At 73.4% G+C, this 17,152-nt stretch carries 15 protein-coding genes; 10 read left to right on the top strand and 5 right to left on the bottom strand.

The genetic code is table 11. The annotated features are described in order from the left end of the window. From ACWEVN_RS25235 to ACWEVN_RS25225, 3 genes are all read left to right on the top strand, one after another. Positions 1-1,881, top strand: a 1,881-nt coding sequence (locus tag ACWEVN_RS25235) for an acyl-CoA dehydrogenase family protein (RefSeq protein WP_452052935.1), incomplete at its 5' end; no start/stop codon positions are given. 102 nt (positions 1,882-1,983) lie between these two features. Next, positions 1,984-5,052 (top strand): SNF2-related protein, encoded by a 3,069-nt coding sequence (locus tag ACWEVN_RS25230; RefSeq protein WP_452052934.1) that lies wholly within the window; start codon positions 1,984-1,986, stop codon positions 5,050-5,052. After that, the gene (locus tag ACWEVN_RS25225; RefSeq protein WP_452052933.1) at positions 5,052-6,212 is read left to right on the top strand and encodes an SWIM zinc finger family protein; all 1,161 of its coding nucleotides are present in this window, start codon (positions 5,052-5,054) and stop codon (positions 6,210-6,212) included. The genes ACWEVN_RS25230 and ACWEVN_RS25225 overlap by 1 nt, the downstream gene beginning before the upstream one ends. Here the strand turns inward: ACWEVN_RS25225 and ACWEVN_RS25220 are convergent. Continuing rightward, positions 6,206-7,444, bottom strand: coding sequence for an alpha/beta hydrolase (locus tag ACWEVN_RS25220; protein WP_449683138.1), 1,239 nt, complete (start codon positions 7,442-7,444; stop codon positions 6,206-6,208). The genes ACWEVN_RS25225 and ACWEVN_RS25220 overlap by 7 nt on opposite strands. A 64-nt stretch (positions 7,445-7,508) precedes the next feature. Here ACWEVN_RS25220 and ACWEVN_RS25215 point away from each other — a divergent pair, with 64 nt between their 5' ends. Continuing rightward, positions 7,509-8,894, top strand: a complete 1,386-nt coding sequence (locus tag ACWEVN_RS25215) for a WS/DGAT/MGAT family O-acyltransferase (RefSeq protein WP_452052932.1) — start codon at positions 7,509-7,511, stop codon at positions 8,892-8,894. Here ACWEVN_RS25215 and ACWEVN_RS25210 read toward each other — a convergent pair. After that, a complete protein-coding gene (locus tag ACWEVN_RS25210; RefSeq protein ID WP_452052931.1) occupies positions 8,878-9,375 on the bottom strand; it encodes a nitroreductase family deazaflavin-dependent oxidoreductase in 498 nt (165 codons plus the stop codon). The two genes, ACWEVN_RS25215 and ACWEVN_RS25210, sit on opposite strands and share 17 nt — an antisense overlap. Continuing rightward, positions 9,375-10,226: an alpha/beta fold hydrolase gene (locus ACWEVN_RS25205; protein ID WP_452052930.1), complete on the bottom strand. Its 852-nt coding sequence runs from the start codon at positions 10,224-10,226 to the stop codon at positions 9,375-9,377. The genes ACWEVN_RS25210 and ACWEVN_RS25205 overlap by 1 nt, the downstream gene beginning before the upstream one ends. A gap of 87 nt (positions 10,227-10,313) precedes the next feature. Between ACWEVN_RS25205 and ACWEVN_RS25200 the strand changes: the two genes are divergently transcribed. The 6 genes from ACWEVN_RS25200 to ACWEVN_RS25175 all read left to right on the top strand — a co-directional run bounded on the left by ACWEVN_RS25200 (position 10,314) and on the right by ACWEVN_RS25175 (position 15,720). Further along, positions 10,314-11,363 (top strand): acyl-CoA dehydrogenase family protein, encoded by a 1,050-nt coding sequence (locus ACWEVN_RS25200; RefSeq protein WP_452052929.1) that lies wholly within the window; start codon positions 10,314-10,316, stop codon positions 11,361-11,363. 5 nt (positions 11,364-11,368) lie between these two features. Beyond that, complete coding sequence (locus tag ACWEVN_RS25195) at positions 11,369-12,523, top strand: acyl-CoA dehydrogenase family protein (protein WP_452052928.1); 1,155 nt, start codon at positions 11,369-11,371, stop codon at positions 12,521-12,523. Next, positions 12,520-13,428, top strand: a complete 909-nt coding sequence (locus ACWEVN_RS25190; protein ID WP_452052927.1) for a bifunctional MaoC family dehydratase N-terminal/OB-fold nucleic acid binding domain-containing protein — start codon at positions 12,520-12,522, stop codon at positions 13,426-13,428. Before ACWEVN_RS25195 ends, ACWEVN_RS25190 begins: the two co-directional genes overlap by 4 nt. Then, positions 13,425-13,811, top strand: coding sequence for a MaoC family dehydratase (locus ACWEVN_RS25185; RefSeq protein ID WP_449683132.1), 387 nt, complete (start codon positions 13,425-13,427; stop codon positions 13,809-13,811). The genes ACWEVN_RS25190 and ACWEVN_RS25185 overlap by 4 nt, the downstream gene beginning before the upstream one ends. Next, complete coding sequence (locus ACWEVN_RS25180) at positions 13,808-14,977, top strand: lipid-transfer protein (protein WP_452052926.1); 1,170 nt, start codon at positions 13,808-13,810, stop codon at positions 14,975-14,977. The genes ACWEVN_RS25185 and ACWEVN_RS25180 overlap by 4 nt, the downstream gene beginning before the upstream one ends. A gap of 80 nt (positions 14,978-15,057) precedes the next feature. Continuing rightward, complete coding sequence (locus ACWEVN_RS25175; protein WP_452052925.1) at positions 15,058-15,720, top strand: DUF5134 domain-containing protein; 663 nt, start codon at positions 15,058-15,060, stop codon at positions 15,718-15,720. Positions 15,721-15,807: 87 nt separating this feature from the next. On the opposite strand, the gene ACWEVN_RS25170 is transcribed toward ACWEVN_RS25175, so the two are convergent. Both ACWEVN_RS25170 and ACWEVN_RS25165 read right to left on the bottom strand, forming a co-directional pair. After that, complete coding sequence (locus ACWEVN_RS25170) at positions 15,808-16,263, bottom strand: riboflavin kinase (protein WP_449683129.1); 456 nt, start codon at positions 16,261-16,263, stop codon at positions 15,808-15,810. Between the two features lie 31 nt (positions 16,264-16,294). After that, positions 16,295-17,143 carry a MaoC/PaaZ C-terminal domain-containing protein gene (locus tag ACWEVN_RS25165; RefSeq protein ID WP_449683128.1) on the bottom strand — a complete coding sequence of 283 codons (849 nt, stop codon included), beginning with the start codon at positions 17,141-17,143 and terminating at the stop codon, positions 16,295-16,297. Positions 17,144-17,152: the final 9 nt, after the last annotated feature.

Below are 17,152 nucleotides of genomic sequence, written 5' to 3'. Positions count from 1 at the left end.
GGCGGGGCCGACGGCAGGGTCGCCGACCTCGCCGCCGGGCTCGCCGCGGCGGCGGAGGAACTCGTTCCCGGGCCGCTCCTGGGCACCGCGCTCGCCGGGCTGCTGCTCGCCGACGTCCCCGAAGCGAAGGAGCTGCTCCCGGCCCTGGCCGAGGGAGAGGCCACCGTCGCGGTCCTGCTGGACGTCGTGTCCCTCGAGGACGGCCTCAGCGGGCCCGTGCCCGGGGCGCACCCGGACGCCTGGCTGCTCGTCCCGGTCGAGGGTGGCCACGTCCTGCTCGCGCCCGGCACGCCCGGGGTGAGCGTCGAGCCGCTGCCCGCGTTCGACTTCTCGCGCCCGCTCGCGCACATCCGGTTCTCCGGGGTCCGGGCCGACCTGCTCACCGTGCCGCCGGTCGCCGACCTGGCCGCGACGCTGGCGGCCGCCGAGGCGGCGGGCGTGGCGCGGCGCTGCCTGACCATCGCCGTCGAGTACGCCCGGGTCCGCGAGCAGTTCGGCAAGCCGATCGGGGCGTTCCAGGCGATCAAGCACCTGTGCGCCGAGATGCTCTGCCGTGCCGAAGCCGCCGAAGCGCTGGCCTGGGACGCGGCGTCCGGGCAGCACCCGCTCTCGGTGGCGAGCGCGGCCGTCGTCGCCCTCGACGCGGCCGTCGCCAACGCCAAGGACTGCGTCCAGGTCCTCGGCGGCATCGGGTTCACCTGGGAGCACGACGCGCACCTGTACCTGCGCCGGGCCGTCGCGCTGCGGCAGTGGCTCGGCGGGTCGTGGCGGCGGCGGGCGGCGTCGCTGGCGCTGTCCGGAAGCGAGCGCACGCTGGGTGTCGACGTCGGGGACGACCCTGCCTTGCGGGACGAGGTGGCGCGGATCGCCGCGCTGCCGGCTGCCTCCCAACGCGTCGCGCTGGCGGACGCGGGTCTGCTGACACCGCACTGGCCGGCACCCTACGGCCGGGGTGCCGACGCCGCGGAGCAGCTGCGGATCGACGCCGAGCTGGCGTCGGCCGGGGTCCGCCGTCCGGACCTGGTGATCGGCGCGTGGGCGGTACCGACGATCCTCGAGCACGGCAGCGACGAGCAGCGGGAGCGGTTCGCCCGGCCCACCCTGCGCGGCGAGCTCACCTGGTGCCAGCTGTTCAGCGAGCCCGGCGCCGGATCCGACCTGGCGGCGCTGCGGACGTCGGCCCGGCGCGTCGACGGCGGCTGGCGGCTGTCCGGGCAGAAGGTGTGGACGTCGCTGGCCCGCGAAGCCGACTGGGGCATCTGCCTCGCCCGTACCGACCCGGACGTGCCCAAGCACAAGGGGATCACGTACTTCCTGGTCGACCTGCGCACCGCGGGGATCACGACGCGGCCGCTGCGCGAGATCACCGGCGAGGCGGTGTTCAACGAGGTGTTCCTCGACGACGTGTTCGTGCCGGACGCCGACGTCGTCGGCCCGCCGGGCGGCGGCTGGCGGCTGGCGCGCACGACGCTGGCGAACGAGCGGGTGGCCATCGGCAGCGGGTCGGCGGTCGGCGAGAGCGTGCAGACTCTTGTGTCTACTGTGGACGCTTCGGCGCTGGACGACGTGGCGCTGGACCGGCTCGGGGCGTTGGTGGCCGACGGCGTCGCGGGTTCGGTGCTGGACCTGCGGGCGGCCCTGCGGCGGCTGGAGGGCCAGGATCCGGGCGCGGAGTCGAGCGTCCGGAAGCTGCTCGGCGTGTCGCACCGGCAGGCGGTGGCCGAGTTCGCGCTGGAGCTGGCCGGCGCGGGCGCGTTGCTCGCCGACGGCCCGGCCCAGCACGAGTTCCTGCTCACCCGCTGCCTTTCCATCGCCGGCGGCACGACGCAGGTCCTGCGTTCGCTGACGGCCGAACGCCTCCTCGGCCTGCCCCGCGGGTGATGCCCTTCGGCGCCCGGGTGAGTTGCGTTGGGCAACGGTGCGAAAGGACCGTTCGCGCCGCCGGGGGCCGAACTGTCGGTGCCGTGTTCTAGCGTTGCGGTCGTGGAGTTCAGCGCAGACACCCAGGCCACCTACCTCCCCGCGGATCCCCCGCGGGACGGGGTGCTGGCCTTGTGGGGCGAGGACGTGGCCGGCGGGACCACGATCGAGCTCGTGCTGCCCCGCGGAGCCAAGTTCGCGCGGACGAAGGTCGAAGCCGAGCTGGTTCCCCTGGAGCGGGCGCTGCCCCGGCTGCTGTCGGTGGGGGAGGAGGCCAGCCCGGCGGTGGCGGCGTGGTCGGCGGCAGTCAACGCCGGGGTGAACCTCGTCGCGCGGGGGCGGCTGCGGCCGGCGGCGTCACCGGGCGGGGCGGCGGCCTGGCGGATCGGCCCCCTCGATGCGGCCGACGAGGAACTGCTGCGGGGGCTGGCCGGCGCCTTGCCCCCGGAGGCGTACGCGCTGCCGCTGACGGGCCTGAAGCGCATCCGCCTGCACTCGCCGGATTCCTTGGTCCGGGCGCTTTGGGACGCCACGGCCGACCTGCTGGTCCGCAGCCCGGCGGCCCCGGTCGGCGCGGGCGACCCGGCATTCGCGGCCCGCGAACCGGCGCTGCTCGGCCCGGATGGCGCGGCCTGGCTGGCGGAGCTGGAGGCCCGCGAGCCCCGCGGGGTCCAGGTGCTCCTGCGGGTCGAGGGCGCCGACGACGAGTCGTTCGCCGGAGTGCTGGCGGTCCGCAGCATGGCGGAGCCGAGCCTGGTGGTGGAGGCGGCCACGCTGTGGGACGCCCCGGACGCGGTGCTGAACCGCCTCGGCGACCAGGTCGAGACGCAGTTGCTGCTGGGCTTGCGGCGGGGAGCGAGGGCGTGGGCACCGCTGGGCCGCGTGCTGACCCAGGCGACCCCGGCTTCGCTGGCGCTGTCCGACGACGAAGTGGTCGACCTCCTCACCGACGGCGCCCGCGAGCTGGGCGGGGCCGGCATCGAGGTCCTGTGGTCGAAGGGCCTGTTCGCGGGAGAGGTGAAGGCCCGGGCGAGCGCAACCCAGGCACCGGCGAGCGTGGCAGAGGCGGAGTTCGCGCTGCGCTCCCTGCTGGAGTTCCGCTGGCAGCTCAGCCTGGGCGGAGAGCAACTGACCGACGCAGAGGTGACGGCCCTGGCCGAAGCCAAGCGGCCGTTGGTTCGCTTGCGGGGGCAATGGGTGCGGGTGGATCCGCAGCTCCTGGCCCGGGTGCGCGGCCGGACTCGCACGTTGGACGCGGGCGAGGCCCTGGCGGCGGCGTTGACGGGCGAGCTGGAGGTGGACGGCGAGCGCGTGGAGTTCGCGGCACCCCCGGCGCTGGGCGGCCTGGCCGCGCGGATCCGGGACCGCGCGGAGTCCCCGATGGCCCCGCCGCCGGGGTTGGAGGCGACGCTGCGCCCGTACCAGCAGGCGGGGCTGTCCTGGCTGGCGACGATGACGGGCTTGGGCCTGGGCGCCTGCCTGGCGGACGACATGGGCTTAGGCAAGACGATCCAGCTGATAGCGCTCCATCTGCACCGGCGTGAACTGGCGAGGTCGGGCGAGTTGCAGCGGGTCTCGGCGCAGGCCGCCGAGGCTGCCGAATCCGTGGTCGAGCCCGCGCCCGGCGAGCGGCAGCCCGGCGAGGCTGCCCGTGCGGCGGTCGAGCAGCCGCCCGAGGCCGAGGTTCCGCCAGTCGGCGATGGGCCAGTGCTGGCCGAAACCTCCTCGGGCGGTGTCGAGCCTCCGCCCACCGGCGAGGCCGCCGGGTCGCCGCCGCGCGGTGGGCGGCCGCCGGTGGGAGGCGAGTCCTCGCCGGTGACCCCTGGCGTGCCGCCCGCCGGCGCGAGCTCGCCGGGCGGTGCCGAGCCTCCGCGCACCGGCGGCGGCCCCACCCTCGTGCTCTGCCCCACCTCCCTCCTCGGCAACTGGGAACGCGAGTTCGCCCGCTTCGCGCCCGGCATCCCCGTCCGCCGCTTCCACGGCGGCCGCCGGCACCTCGGCGACCTCGCCCCCGACGAAGTCGTCCTCGCCACCTACGGTGTCCTCCGCCGGGATCGCGAGACCCTGTCCGAAGTGGACTGGGGGCTCGTCGCCGCCGACGAAGCTCAGCACGTCAAGAACCCGCTGTCCGCCACCGCCAAGGAACTGCGCAAGGTTCCCGCGCAAGCCAAGGTCGCCCTCACCGGGACGCCTGTCGAAAACCGGCTCACCGAGCTTTGGTCCATTGTGGACTGGACGACGCCCGGCCTGCTCGGCCCCCTCGATCGGTTCCGGCGCACCGTCGCGCGCCCGATCGAACGCGACCGCGACAAGGCGGTCACCGAACGGCTGGCCGCCACCGTCCGGCCGTTCCTCCTCCGGCGGCGCAAGACCGACCCGGACATCGCCCCCGAACTGCCGCCGAAGACCGAGACCGATCGGTTCGTCCCGCTCACCGCCGAGCAGACCACGCTCTACGAAGCCGTCGTGCGGGAAAACCTCGCCGAAATCCGGGAAACGAAGGGCATCGAACGCCGCGGGCAGGTTCTGAAGCTGCTCACCGAGCTCAAACAGATCTGCAACCACCCCGCGCAGTTCCTCAAAGAACCGCACGGCGCGCTCGCCGGCCGCTCCGGCAAGCTCGCCGCCTTCGAAGAGCTCCTCGACGTCATCCTCGACGAAGGCGAAAGCGTGCTGGTCTTCAGCCAGTACGTCCAGCTCTGCCGCCTCCTCGAACGGCGCCTCCAGGACCGCGGCCTGCCCACCGAACTGCTCTCCGGCGACAGCTCCCCGGCCAAACGGCAGGACATGGTCGACCGCTTCCAAGCCGGCGAGATCCCGGTTTTCCTGCTCTCGCTCAAGGCCGGCGGCGTCGGGCTCAACCTGACCCGGGCCACCCACGTGATCCACTACGACCGCTGGTGGAACCCGGCCGTCGAAGACCAGGCCACCGACCGCGCCTACCGGATCGGGCAGGACAAGCCCGTCCAGGTGCACCGGCTGATCGCCGAAGGCACGCTCGAGGAACGGATCGCGCAGGTCCTCGAAAAGAAACGGGGCCTCGCCGAGTCGATCGTCGGTGCGGGCGAAGACTGGATCACCGAACTGTCCGACGACGAGCTCGCCGACCTCGTCCGGCTCGGGGGCGGGTGATGCCACCGAGGCGCAACTTCGGCACGACGTGGTGGGGCCGCGCGTGGGTCGAGGCCCTGGAGCAACGCGCGAAGCTCGACCCGAACCGGCTGCCCCGCGGGCGGACGTACGCGCGGAAAGGCACCGTCAGCGAGCTGCACTTCGGCGCCGGCGTGATGACGGCGCGGGTGCGCGGCAGCCGTCCGCAGCCGTACAAGGTGACCATCACCATGCGCACCTTCACCGACGGCGAGTGGGACACCCTGCTCGGCGTGGTCGGCACCCAGCTCGGCCACGCGGCCGCGCTGCTCGACGGCGAGCTTCCCGGCGCGCTCACCGAGCAGGCGCGCGAAGCGGGCGTCGACCTGCTGCCGGGCCCGGGCGACCTGCGGCCGCGGTGCTCGTGCCCGGACTCGGCGAACCCGTGCAAGCACGTCGCCGCGGTGTACTACCTGGTCGCCGACGAGGTCGACCGCGACCCGTTCACGCTCTTCCTGCTGCGCGGCCGCCCAAGGGCGGACGTCCTGGCCGAACTCCGCGCCCGCCGCTCGCCCGCCCGCGGCGAGAAACCGAAGCTCCCCAAGCCCGCCGACGAGGGCCTGACCCCCCGGGCCGCCTACGCGCGACGGCCGGGCGCGATCCCCGCCGTGCCGGCACCACCACGGGTCCCCGGGCCCCCGGCGGTCCTGGACCTCGACCCGCCCCCGGGCACCGGCTGGACGGCGGCGGCGCTCTCGGCCCTCGCGGCGGACGCGGCCGCCCTCGCCCGCGACCTCCTGACCGGCGGCCCGACACCGGCGGAGCTGACGTTCGAGGAAGACCTCGCCCGCCGCGCGGCCGGCCGCACCAGCGCCGAGATCACCGCCCTCGCCACGGCGGCGGGAGTACCCCCGAAGGACCTGACCCGCTGGGCCGAGGCCTGGCGCGAAGCAGGCCGCGGCGGCTTGGCGGCCCAACGGCAGACCTGGCAACCCGGCCCGGGCCCGCTCGCCGAAGCGCAGCAAACCCTGGCCGACGCGGGTCTCCCAGGCAAGCCGAAGCTCTGGCGAAACCGCCTCACACAAGGAGACCTGCAACTGCGCTACGGCCGCGACGCCCGCTGGTACCGCTTCGTCCGCGAAGGACCCGAGTGGCGCCTCGACGGCCCACCTTCGGCCAGCCCGCTGGACCTCGTTTACTGAGCCCGCTCGGCCTTCCAGGCGTTGTACGTGTGATCCAGGAACCGCGCCACCCCGCGGACCACGTGCGCCGACCGGACCGACGTGAACACGTCGAACGCGTGCTGCGCCCCCGCCAGCTCCGCGTACGCCACCGGCTGCCGCGACTTCTCCCGCAGCCGCGCGACGAACTCGCGGGCCTCGCGCACCGGGACCAGTGAATCGTCGCGGCCGTGGATCACGAAGAACGGCGGTGCGTCCGACGTGATGCGGTCCAGCGGGGACGCCGCGATGTAGTCGTCCAGGTGGGAGACCGGGTCCCGGTCCGGCGCGAACACCCGGCGGGCGATCAGGCTCTCCAGCCGGTACTTGCTTGCCGGTGCGCCGGACGTCGCCGCGAAGTCGTACACGCCGTAGTGCGGGACGCAGGCCTGGACGCTCGTGTCCACGTCCTCGAACGACGGCTGCAGCGCCGGGTCGTTTTGCGATAACGCCAGCAGCGCCGACAGGTGTCCGCCCGCCGAGCCGCCGGTCACCGCCACGAAATCCGGGTCGCCGCCGTACGACACGATCGAAGAGCGGATCCACGCCAGCGCCTGCTTCGCCGCGACGATGTGCGCCGGCCACCGATGCGCCGGCGAGAGCGGGTAGTTGATCGCGACGCACACCCAGCCTCGACGCGCCAGGTAGCGCATCAGCGGCCGGCCCTGCTCCTCCTTGTTGCCGATCACCCACGCGCCGCCGTGGACCTGCAGCAGCACCGGGGCACCCGAGACCGGCGCAGCCGGCCGGTACACGTCCAGCAGGAACCGCTTGCCGCCCGGGGCGTAGGCGATGTTGCGGTCGACGCGGACGTCCGGGGCGCCCATCCGGAACGGCAGCGCCAGCTCGCCCCACGGCAACCCCAGGTCGGACCGGCCCAGTTCCGACGCGTAGTCCGGACCCAGCGCCGACGTCAGCGCGTTTTCGATCTCCTCGCGGGCGCCGTGGCCGGTGCGGACCAGCGCGGCCAGCCCCGCGGCGGACGCCGCCGCCATCGCCAGGCCCGCCTTCGTCGACCGGTCGTGGACGCCGTGGCGGGCCACGTGGAGCAGCGAATCCGCCGCCGTCAGCGCCAGGAACTGGGGCGCCAGCTCGCCGGTCAGCCACCCGGCGAAGAACACCGGGATCGTGGTGGACCGGGCCCGCAGGGGGCGCAGGGCGTTGGCGGTGAGACCGAGCTGGACCGCGCGACGGATCAGGAAATTCGGCTGCACCACCGCGATGATACCGGCGAGTAGGGTGACGCGCCGCTCACCGGACGTGGCCTACCCTGGCGCCATGCAGAGACTGAGCGGCCTCGACGCGAGCTTCCTCTACCTCGAGACGTCGTCGCAGGTCCTGCACGTCTGCGGATTGCTCGTCCTGGACAGCGGGACCGTCCCCGGCGGCTACACCTTCGCGAAGCTCCACGAGAAGCTCGACGAACGCGTCCGGCTGATCCCGGCGTTCCGCCGCAAACTGCACAATCCACTCTGGAACCTGAGCCACCCCGTCTGGGTCGAGGACGAGGAGTTCGACCTCGACCACCACGTGCACCGCATCGGCGTGCCCGCCCCCGGCGACCGCGCCGAGCTCGCCGCGCTGTGCGCGCACATCGCCGGGCAGCAGCTCGACCGCGCGCACCCGCTGTGGCAGCTGTACGTCATCGAAGGCCTCGCCGACGGCCAGCTCGCCGTGCTGCTCAAGATGCACCACGCGAGCGTCGACGGCGTCAGCGGCGCCAGCCTGATCACCTACCTGGCCGGGCTCGAACCCGACGGCCCGATGCCCGAGATCGACGAGCGCCGGAACGCCGCGCTGCCGTCGCCGCTGGACCTGATCCGCTCCGGCGTCGAAAGCGTCGTGAAGCGGCCCGCCGAGGTCGCGCGGCTGCTGCCCGACCTGCTCGGGCTGATGCCGCGCTGGGTCGGCCGGGCGTTGCGCGGCAAGGGGATGCCGGTCCCGTTCACCGCGCCGCGCACGTCGCTGAACGGCACGATCACCGGGCACCGCAGCGTCGCCTTCGCCCAGCTCGACCTCGCCGACGTCAAGGACGTCAAGAACGCGTTCGGGGTCACGGTCAACGACGTCGTGCTCGCGCTCGTCGCCGGGGCGCTGCGCGAGTTCCTCGCCGAACGCGGCGAGCTGCCGGAAGACCCGCTGGTGGCGACCGTCCCGGTCTCGGTGCACGACCGCACCGAACGCGACCACGGCAGCAACAAGGTCTCGGCGTTCTTCGCCTCCCTGCCGACGCACCTGGCCGACCCGGCCGCGCGGGTGTTCTTCCTCGCCGAGGCCAACCGGCGCTCCAAGGACCACCACCACGAGATCGACGCCGACATGCTGCAGGACTGGGCACAGTTCTCGGCCGCGACGGCGTTCGGGCTCGCCGTGCGCGCGTATTCGGCGCTGCGCCTGGCCGAGAAGCACCCGGTGGTGCACAACCTGGTCGTCTCGAACGTGCCCGGCCCGCCGATGCCGCTGTACTTCCTGGGCGCGCGGATCACCGGCTTCTACCCGCTCGGCCCGGTCTTCCACGGCGCCGGGCTGAACGTCACGGTGCTGTCCAACGCGGGCAAGGTGCACGTCGGCCTGCTCGGCGCGCGGGAGCTGGTCAAGGACCTGTGGCCGCTCGCCGACGCGCTCCCGGACGCCCTCGCCGAGCTCGTCAAGGCCGCGGGCTGAGCACCACCACCGGGATCTCCCGCTCGGTCCAGGCCTGGTACTTCGCGAAGTCCGCGTACAGCTCGACCAGCCGCGGCCACAGCTCGGCGCGTTCGGCGCCCTCGGCGACCCGGGCCGTGACGGGGACGCCGCGCCGGCCCTTGAGGTCGATGCGCGTCTCCGGGTGCGCCAGCAGGTTGCGGTACCACTGGGGGTGCCGCGGCAGCCCGCCCTGCGAGCCGACGATGACGACGTCGCCGCCCGAGCGCAGGTAGAGCAGCGGGGTGGTGAACAGCCGCCCGGACTTGCGGCCGCGGTGCTCCAGCAGCAGCGTCGGCACGGGCTTGCGGAACCCCGCCCCGACGCGCCACTTGCTGCCGACGCGGCCGCCGGTCAGCCGGAAGACCGCCACCTGCGCCTTCGCCAGGTACTTCATGGCCTTCGCGGTGACGGGCGAGTCGAGGCCGTCGGGTTTGGTGTCGGGCAGGCTGAAGCGTCCCATCATGGCTTCCTTCCTCGGAGGGATCCGACCGCGGCGAGCAGGGCGGGCACCCAGCGGTCGGCCGCCAGCACGCAGGCGGCGTGCCCGGCCGCGACCTCGTAGGTGGCCGCGCCGGGGAGCCGGCGGGCCAAGGACCGCTGGTGGGCGGGCGCGATGAACCGGTCCCGGGCGGTCACCACGACCGCGGCCGGCTGCCGCAGAGTGTGCAGCCACGGCCGCGAGTCGAACCGGCCGATCTCGTCGACGGCGACCGCGATCGCCCACGGCGTGGTCGAGCGGAACTCCCGCAGTCCCCACCGGTGGTCGGCGAGGCGGGCGCGGGGGAGCGCGCCGGGCAGGGCCGGCGGCGGCACCCGCTCGCGCAGCCGCCGCAGCGTGCGGCCGAAGACGTCGAGGGCGGCGCGCTGCCGCAGCCCGCGGCCGAAGTGGCCCGCGGTCGAGCACAGCACGAGCCCGGTAACACGTTCTGGTTCGGCGCGGGCCACGAGCTGCGCGACCAGCCCGCCCATCGAGTACCCGGCGAGCGCGAACCGGCCGACGCCGAGCGCGTCCGCGACCGCCGTGACGTCCTCGGCGCAGTCGGCCAGCCGGAACTCCGGCGAGCGGATGCCCCGGCCGTGCCACCGCTGGTCGAACACGACGACGCGGTGCTGCCGCGCCAGCCGCGTGAGCGCCGGATACCAGGTCAGCAGGCCCGTGCAGGCCACCGAATGCAGCAGAAAGAGCACGGGCGCGTCCCGCGGGCCGACGTCGGTGACCACCGTGCGGCCGCGGCCGGGCAGCTCCAGGGGGACCGGCTCGGGCACGCCCGCGGTCGGCGGCACGGTGATCCGCCGCCGTGTCCCCGCCATTGCGCCACCCCCGGGGGTTGCCGTGCCCGCCCTTTCCGGTTAAGACTAGAACAGGTTTCAATATTGCGCCCGATCCGGAGGACAGGCGTGGACTTCGCCCTTGACGATACGCAGACCGAGATCGCCGCCCTCGCCGCGAAAGTGCTCGGGTCCGAGGAAGATCCTTGGCGCGCGCTCGCCTCGGCGGGCCTGCTCGCCCTGGCGCTGCCCCCGGAGCTGGAAGGCGACGGCCTGGGTGTCGCCGAGGTCGCCCAGGTCCTGACCGAGGTGGGCCGGGTGGCGGCGCCGGTGCCCGCGTACGCCGCGCTCGCCCTCGGCGTCCTGCCGATCGAGTCGCTCGGCACCCCCGCCCAGCGCGCGGAGTTCCTGCCGCCGGTCGCGGCCGGGGACGCGCTGCTCACCGCCGCCCTGCACGAGCCGTCCGCGCCGCTGGTCGCCGAGCCTGCCGCGACCGCGCGGCCCGGCGACGGGAAATGGCTGGTCAGCGGCGTGAAGACCGCTGTCCCGCACGCCGCCGGGGCCACCCGGATCCTCACCCCGGTGACCACCGCGCACGGCAGCGCCGTCTACCTCGTCGACCCGCACGCCGACGGCGTCACGCTCGTCCCGACCCCCACCTCGTCCGGGGCCCCGGAATTCACGGTCCGGCTCCACGACGTCGCCGTCGAAGAGGCCGATCTGCTGTTCGATCGCGGTGCCGTCGCGGCGCTGCACCGGTTCGCGCTGGCCGGTGCCTTGGCCGTCGGCGACGGCCTGCTGGCCGGGGCGCTCGCGCTCACCGTCAAGCACGTCGGCGAGCGCACCCAGTTCGGCCGGCCCCTGGCCGCCTTCCAGGCCGTGGCGGGCCAGATCGCCGACGTCTACGTGGCCGCGCGGACCGTGCACCTCGCCGTGACGTCCGCGGTGTGGCGGCTGGCTGCCGGGCTCGACGCGGACGCCGAACTGGACGTCGCCGCCTACTGGCTCGCCTCGCAGGCGCCGCAGGCGCTCGCGACCTGCCACCACCTCCACGGCGGCCTCGGCGTCGACGAAACCTATCCGCTGCACCGGTATTCGTCGGCGGTCAAAGACCTCGGCCGGACGCTCGGCGGGGCCGCGCACCGGCTCGGCCGGCTCGGCGAACGAGTGGCGGGGTGAAGCGGATGCACGTCGAACTGACCAGCGCGCAAAAGCAGCTGCGGGCCGAGCTGCGCGAATACTTCGCCGGCCTGATCAGCCCCGAGGAACGCCGGGCGATGCGGCGGGAGCGGCACGGCCCGGTGTTCCGCGAGATCGTCCGCCGGATGGGCCGCGACGGCCGGCTCGGCGTCGGCTGGCCGGCCGAGTACGGCGGCCAGGGCTTCGGCGGCATCGAACAGCACCTGTTCGTCGACGAGGCCGCGCGCGCCGACGTCCAGCTGCCCTCGGTCACGCTGCAGACGGTCGGGCCGACCCTGCAGGAATTCGGCACCGACGAGCAGAAGTCGTTCTTCCTGCCGAAGATCCTCGCCGGGGAGATCCACTTCGCGATCGGGTACAGCGAACCGGAAGCGGGCACCGACCTCGCGTCGCTGCGGACGACGGCGGTGCGCGACGGCGACGAGTACGTCGTCAACGGCCAGAAGATCTTCACCACCGGCGGCCACGACGCCGACTACCTCTGGCTCGCCGTGCGGACCGCGCCGGACGCGCCCAAGCACAAGGGCATCTCGATCCTCATCGTCGACACGAGCGACCCCGGCTACTCGTGGACGCCGATCATCACCTGCGACGGCGCCCACCACGTCAACGCGACCTACTACTCGGACGTCCGCGTGCCGGCGAACCGCCTGGTGGGACAGGAAAACGCGGGCTGGCGGCTGATCACGACCCAGCTCAACCACGAGCGCGTCATGCTCGGGCCGGCCGGCCGGATCGGCGGCCTGTACGACCGCGTCCGCGCCTGGGCGAGCGCGCACGGCCTGCTGGACCTCGCCGACGTGCGGGCCGTGCTCGCCGAAGCGCTGGCCGTGACCCGGGTGAACGAGCTGCTGAACTGGCAGGTCGCGGTGTCCTCGGCGAACGCGCCGGTGGGCGTGGCCGACGCGTCGGCGACCAAGGTGTTCAGCTCGGAGGCCATCCAGCGGATCGGCCGGAACCTCGAGGAAGTCGTCGCGCGCCACGGCGACCTCGCCGATCCGGACACCGCCGAGCTCGCCGAATGGCTGGACCTCACCGCGAAGCGCAACATCGTGCTGACCTTCGGCGGGGGCGTCAGCGAAATCCAACGGGAGCTGATCGCCTCGATCGGCCTGGGCCTGCCGAGGGTGCCGCGATGAACATCGAAGAGGCCGCCGCGGAGATCGCCGCACGCGGGGAATGCGCGCCGCGCCTGGCGCGCGACCCCGTCAACCAGGCCATGGTCAACAACTGGGTCGAAGCGATCGGGGACCGCAACCCGGTCTACACCGACCCGGAGTACGCCGCCACGAGCGTCCACAAGGGACTGGTCGCGCCACCCGCGATGGCGCAGGTTTGGACGATGGGCGGCCTGAACGTCCCGCGCGGCTCCGACGACCCCCTCGGCCTGATGACGGAGCTCCTGGACGAAGCCGGGTTCACCTCGGTCGTGGCGACGAACTCCGAGCAGACCTACCACCGCTACCTGCGGCCCGGCGAGCAGGTCGAGGCGCGGACGCGGCTGGAGAACGTCGTCGGGCCGAAGAAAACCGCGCTGGGTGAGGGCTGGTTCGTCACCACGCGGATGACCTGGTACGTCGGGGCCGAGGCCGTCGCGGAAATGATGTTCCGCGTCCTGAAGTTCCGCCCGCCCGCCCCGAAACCGCCGCCGGCGCCGGTGCTGCGGCCGGTGATCAGCCGGGACACGGAGTTCTTCTGGGACGGCCTTCGCGAGGGTGAGCTGCGGATCCAGCGCTGGGGCGAAACGCTGCGGCACCCGCCGGGGCCGATGCCGCCCGACGGCTCGCTGGACACCAAGCCGGACTACGTCGTCGCCAGTGGCCGGGGAACCGTGTACTCCTACGTCGTGCACCACCACCCGGCGGTGCCCGGCAAGCAACTGCCGTTCGTGGTGGCCCTGGTGGAACTCGAAGAAGGGGTCCGCGTGATGGCGGAGCTGCTGGACGCGGCGCCCGAGGAGGTCCACATCGGACTTCCCGTGGTGGCCGCGTTCGTCAAGGTGGACGACGACCTGACCCTGCCCGCGTGGGAGGTGGCCCGATGACCGTCGCCGAAGGGACCGAGCTGCCGCCGCTGACGATCGAGGCGACGCCGACGTTCGTCGTCAGCACCGCGCTGGCCACCCGCGACTTCCAGGACGTCCACCACGACCGAGACTCGGCCGTCGCCCGCGGTTCGAAGGACATCTTCCTCAACATCCTCACCGACACGGGTCTCGTTCAGCGGTTCGTCTCGGAGTGGGCCGGGCCGCAGGCACTGATCCGGTCGATCAAGATCCGGCTCGGCGTGCCCTGTTACGCCTACGACACGCTGACGTTCACCGGCCGGGTGGTCTCCCGTGACGGGCAGGACGTCGTGGTTTCGGTGTCCGGTGTGGACAGTCTCGGCGAGCACGTCGCCGGGACGGTGGAGGTGACCCTGCCGTGACGCTTTCGGGGACGGCGGCGATCGCCGGGATCGGCGCGACGGAGTTCTCGAAGGACTCCGGGCGCAGCGAACTGCGGCTGGCGGCCGAATGCATCTCCCACGCACTGGCCGACGCGGGTCTGACACCGTCTGATGTGGACGGACTGGTGTCGTTCACCATGGACGGCAACGCGGAGATCGCGGTCGCGCGGGAACTCGGGATTCCCGAGCTGAAGTTCTTCAGCCGCATCCACTACGGCGGGGGCGCCGCGGCGGCGACCGTGCAGCAGGCGGCGATGGCGGTGGCGACCGGCGTCGCGGACGTCGTCGTCGCGTACCGGGCGTTCAACGAGCGGTCCGGCCATCGCTTCGGCCAGGTGTCGTCCGCGGCGGCCGGGCAGGTCAACTCCTCGGGCGTGGACAACGCGTTCCACTACCCGATGGGCATCGCCACCCCGGCGGCGACGGTGGCCATGGTCGCGCAGCGATACCTGCACGACTACGGCGCGACGAGCGAGGACTTCGGGCGCGTGGCCGTCGTCGACCGCAAGCACGCGGCGACGAACCCGAACGCGTGGTTCCACGGGCGGCCCATCACCCTCGAAGAGCACCAGACGTCACGCTGGGTGGCCGAGCCGCTGCACCTGCTCGACTGCTGCCAGGAGAGCGACGGCGGGGTCGCGCTGGTCGTGACGAGCCTGGCGCGGGCCCGCGATCTCGCGCGCCCGCCGGCGGTGATCGCGGCGGCGGCGCAGGGGAGCGGACCGGACCAGTACGTGATGACCAGGTACTACCGCGACGACCTGGCCGCGCTGCCGGAAATGGGTGTCGTGGGCCGGCAGCTGTGGGGCCAGTCCGGGCTGGCACCGTCCGATGTGGACGTCGCGGTGCTGTACGACCACTTCACGCCGTACGTGCTGATGCAGCTGGAGGAACTGGGTTTCTGCGGCCGCGGCGAGGCGAAGGACTTCATCGCGGACGGCGCGCTGGAGCTCGACGGCGCGTTGCCGCTCAACCCGCACGGCGGCCAGCTGGGCGAGGCGTACATCCACGGCATGAACGGCATCGCGGAGGGCGTCCGGCAGATCCGGGGGACGGCGGCCAACCAGGTCGCGGACGCGGCGCGGGTGCTGGTGACGGCGGGCACGGGCGTGCCGACGAGCGGACTCATCCTGACGAGTGACTGAGCGTCACCTCAATGACGGCTGGTGCCCGGCCGTCGTGGGTGTCACGGTGGAAACACCACCCACGACGGAGAGTGAGACCGATGGCGGTCGACTGGGCGCTCACGGCGGTCTTCGCGGGGCTGGTGCTGCCGTGCGTGCTGCGCCTGGTCCGCCTCGACTACGCACGGCTGGGGCACGGCGTCCGCCACGGCGACCTGGCGGAGCTGTTGCTGGTGGTGGCGATGGTGGCGATGTTCTCGCCGGTCGGCGGCCCCATCCCGGCGGCGGGCTGGCAGGCGGTGCTGGTGTTGACGACGGGCTGGTTCGCGCTGGCCTGGTGGCGCGGACGGGCCTGCGCCCACCACGCACTGTCGGCGGCGGCGATGCTGTACATGGTGACGGCGATGCCCCACGGCGGAGGCGACCACGGACCGTGGCTGACGATGTCGGCCATGGACGCCCGGCTGGCGGTCCCGCTGGTCGCGGTGCTGGCGGCGGGCTACTTCGTGGCGGACGCGGCTTGGTCGGGGGTGGCGGTGGTGCGGGGCTCGGCGGTCGTACGGGCGGACCCCGGCTCGGGCGCTGTCTCGGCCGCTGGCGCGGGTGCTGGCCCCGGCGCCGCGTCTGGCTCGGCCGCCGCGTCTGGCTCGGCCGACGCTTCTGGCTCCGGCGCGGTCGCCGGCTCCGGGCAGGCGTCGCGCGCGGTGTGCCGGACCGTGATGGGCGCCGGGATGGGCTACATGCTGCTGGCCTCGGCTTTGTGAGCACGGCACCGAGAGGTCCCCGGCCAGGGGGGTCCCCCGGATTTCACGTTACCGGAGACCACCGACAATTCCGGGCCGCGGAAACCTTCAGCCCGCGACCCGCCGCACCTCACCCAGGGCACTGTCCCCAGGCGAGGGAAGCGAAGCGGCCGGGTGCTCCGACGTCCACTGGGCCGCCGCCGCGATGTCGTTCTTCAGGGCCGTGATCAGGTCTTCCGCCGAGGCGTACTTCTTCTGCTCGCGCAGGTGCGTCCCCAGCCAGACCACCAGCGTCTCGCCGTACAGGTCGCCCGAGAAGTCCAAGACGTGGGCCTCCAGCAACCGGTAGCCGTCCGCGCCGTAGTACGTGGGGCGGCGGCCGACCGAGATCGCCGCCGGGAGCCTGGAGCCGTCCGGGCGGCCGATCCAGCCCGCCCACACCCCGTCGCCCAAGGAGCCGTCTTGGTCGCTCAAGGCGATGTTCGCCGTCGGAAAGCCCAGTTCTCGGCCGCGCTGGTCGCCCGGCTCGACCGTTCCGCGCACCACGAAGTAGTCCGAAGTCACCCCTCTACGGTAGCCGCCCCGGGCGCGCCGCTCAGGAAGTGGACACCAGCACCGTGTCCGCCAGCACCGGTGCGTCGTCGCGCTCGGCCGCCGACGTCGTCACCAGCAGGCGGTCGTCCGCGCGCCAGACCCGGATCCGCAGCGTCTCGCCCGGGAACACCACGCCGGCGAACTTCGTCGCGAACGACGCCACCCGGGCCGGGTCGCCGTCCAGGAACTCGTTCACCAGCACCCGCGCCACGATGCCGTACGTGCACAGCCCGTGCAGGATCGGCCGGTCGAACCCCGCCGCCCGGGCGAACGCCGGGTCCGCGTGCAGCGGGTTGCGGTCGCCGCACAGCCGGTACAGCAGCGCCTGCTGCGGCAGCGTCGGGACCTCCAGGACGACGTCCGGCTCCGCCGAAGGCCAGGAAATCCGGTCCGACGGCCCCCGCGAGCCGCCGAACCCGCCCTCACCGCGCGCGAAGATGCTCGACCGGGCCGTCCACAAAGGATCCCCGGACGACGAAGTGACCGAAACCTCCTGGACCACCACCGCCGCCTTGCCCTTGTCGAAGACGTCGGCGATCCGCGACCGCGCCACCGCCTTGCCCGACGTGGGGATCGGCTGGTGCAGCGTGATCTCCTGCTTGCCGTGCAGCACCTTCGCCAGGTCGATCTCCACCCCGGGGAACGACACCGCCGGCGGGTCGAACACGCGCAGGTTGGCCGCCACCGTCGCGAACGTCGGCAGCACCACCAGGTCCTGCTCGTAGGTGAACCGCAGTTCGTCCGGGCCCGCGCCCAGCGCCAAGTGGTACAGCAGCACGTCCGACGACGTCCAGGCGAAGTTCACCTCGCCGATCTCGGCACCGATGGCGATGTCGGGGTTGATGGGCACGGGAACTCC

This window comes from Amycolatopsis sp. NPDC003861 (assembly GCF_053605405.1).
The sequence above is the reverse complement of the archived record's forward strand: the minus strand, read 5'-3'. Positions and strand labels throughout refer to the sequence as shown.

Excerpts from the sequence above, each read along its gene's own strand:
- ACWEVN_RS25225 (WP_452052933.1), top strand. The coding sequence starts at position 5,052 with ATGCCACCGAGGCGCAACTTCGGCACGACGTGGTGGGGCCGCGCGTGG.
- ACWEVN_RS25215 (WP_452052932.1), top strand. The coding sequence starts at position 7,509 with ATGCAGAGACTGAGCGGCCTCGACGCGAGCTTCCTCTACCTCGAGACG.
- ACWEVN_RS25210 (WP_452052931.1), bottom strand. The coding sequence starts at position 9,375 with ATGGGACGCTTCAGCCTGCCCGACACCAAACCCGACGGCCTCGACTCG.
- ACWEVN_RS25205 (WP_452052930.1), bottom strand. The coding sequence starts at position 10,226 with ATGGCGGGGACACGGCGGCGGATCACCGTGCCGCCGACCGCGGGCGTG.
- ACWEVN_RS25195 (WP_452052928.1), top strand. The coding sequence starts at position 11,369 with ATGCACGTCGAACTGACCAGCGCGCAAAAGCAGCTGCGGGCCGAGCTG.
- ACWEVN_RS25190 (WP_452052927.1), top strand. The coding sequence starts at position 12,520 with ATGAACATCGAAGAGGCCGCCGCGGAGATCGCCGCACGCGGGGAATGC.
- ACWEVN_RS25185 (WP_449683132.1), top strand. The coding sequence starts at position 13,425 with ATGACCGTCGCCGAAGGGACCGAGCTGCCGCCGCTGACGATCGAGGCG.
- ACWEVN_RS25175 (WP_452052925.1), top strand. The coding sequence starts at position 15,058 with ATGGCGGTCGACTGGGCGCTCACGGCGGTCTTCGCGGGGCTGGTGCTG.